1 protein-coding gene and 1 pseudogene are annotated in these 1,342 nt (G+C 35.7%); one reads left to right on the top strand and one right to left on the bottom strand.

Translation table 11 applies throughout. The features are described 5' to 3' along the window. Positions 1-730 (top strand): annotated as a pseudogene (locus M595_RS31400) (DUF1802 domain-containing protein); the annotation flags it as partial. A 15-nt stretch (positions 731-745) separates the two neighbouring features. Here the strand turns inward: M595_RS31400 and M595_RS27620 are convergent. Beyond that, positions 746-1,333 (bottom strand): Uma2 family endonuclease, encoded by a 588-nt coding sequence (locus M595_RS27620; protein WP_023067450.1) that lies wholly within the window; start codon positions 1,331-1,333, stop codon positions 746-748. Between the last annotated feature and the right edge of the window lie 9 nt (positions 1,334-1,342).

Here is a 1,342-nt window from a genome sequence, read left to right as displayed (position 1 = left end):
GCTCTTCCGATCTTCAATAGGCGGAAAATATGAAAAAGGAACCGCTTTTGAAAATATCGTTCGTCAAAGTTTGGTATTTTTGGGTTTTGAGGTTGATAGCGATGCAAAAGGGGGTGCAGGTGGAATGGATTTGTATTGTACTAAACCCTATCCAATGGTGGGGGAATGCAAAGCCGGAAAGAGTCTTCCTGACTCTACAGCAGAACAACTTTATCGAATTGGTACGAGACATCTGGGTAGAGAAAGCTATGAAACTGCTGTAAAATTAATTATTGGCCCTGGTAAACCTACCAGTTATCTTGAGAAATCTGCACAACAATCAATTATCAGTATTATTAATCCCATGACTTTACAAAACTTGGTTGAACTTGAAGCAAAATATCCCGGTTCGGTTAATCTATTTGAACTGAAAGATTATCTAACAGCCGGACAAATTGATGGTAAAATTGATGAATATATTGAGAAAGTAAAACAAAACCTTCAACTGCGAAGTCAAGTCATTGAAGCTGTTAAAAAACTAGGAGAACTTGGAAGTCATCAACCCACAGTTACAGAAACCAGAACCCAATATAATTCGATGTTTGCAACAGACATAAATTCTACACTGTCGGAAGAAAAAGTTCGAGAGTTGCTGATAGAATTGTCATCACCGTTAACGGGTTATTTGGGTCGTGTTGACGAAAGCGATCAATTTTACTTCCTACGAGAACTTGAAATTGATGAAAGATAGAAGTTCTAATTTTCCTTATTCTTCAGTTTGTTCAAAATCAACTCGTTCGTAGATTTCCCCTAACGACATCTGTAACTCAACGGAATCTAAAGTTAACACCGAATCTTCGCCCTCATACTCTTTAAATAACCATTGATTTTCGGTTTGTTTTGAATATTGTTCGAGATAATAACTAGATTGATCAATTAAAATATATTCTTTAAAACTCGGAATTGAACGATAGGAACGGAACTTATCCCCTTGATCATAACTTTGAGTAGATTTTGATAACACTTCCACAATTAACAGAGGATTTGTGATAATATCTCGGCGATTTTCTTGATAAATGGGTTCTCCTTCGATTACCATAATATCAGGATAAGTGTAAGTTTGATCAGAAGGAATCCATAATTTTACATCACCAATATAAACCTCATAATCTTGTTCTTGAATGGTTAAGGGAAATCTTTTGTAGAAATTTCCAGCAATTTTGTTATGATTTGTGGTTCCACCAGCCATAGGTAAAATTTCTCCATTCCGATATTCGTTTTTAAATTCCGCTTGTTCTTCAAGTTCTAGGTATTCTTCTGGGGTATAAGTTTGTTTTTGAGTTTGTGTCACCATCAAACGAAC

Source organism: Lyngbya aestuarii BL J (assembly GCF_000478195.2).
In the GTDB taxonomy this organism is placed as follows: domain Bacteria; phylum Cyanobacteriota; class Cyanobacteriia; order Cyanobacteriales; family Microcoleaceae; genus Capilliphycus; species Capilliphycus aestuarii.
Note: the sequence above shows the minus strand (reverse complement) of the source record. Positions and strands in the feature narration are given on the sequence as shown.

Bases quoted from the DNA above. Each gene is read 5' to 3' on its own strand.
- M595_RS27620 (WP_023067450.1), bottom strand. From the start codon at position 1,333: ATGGTGACACAAACTCAAAAACAAACTTATACCCCAGAAGAATACCTA.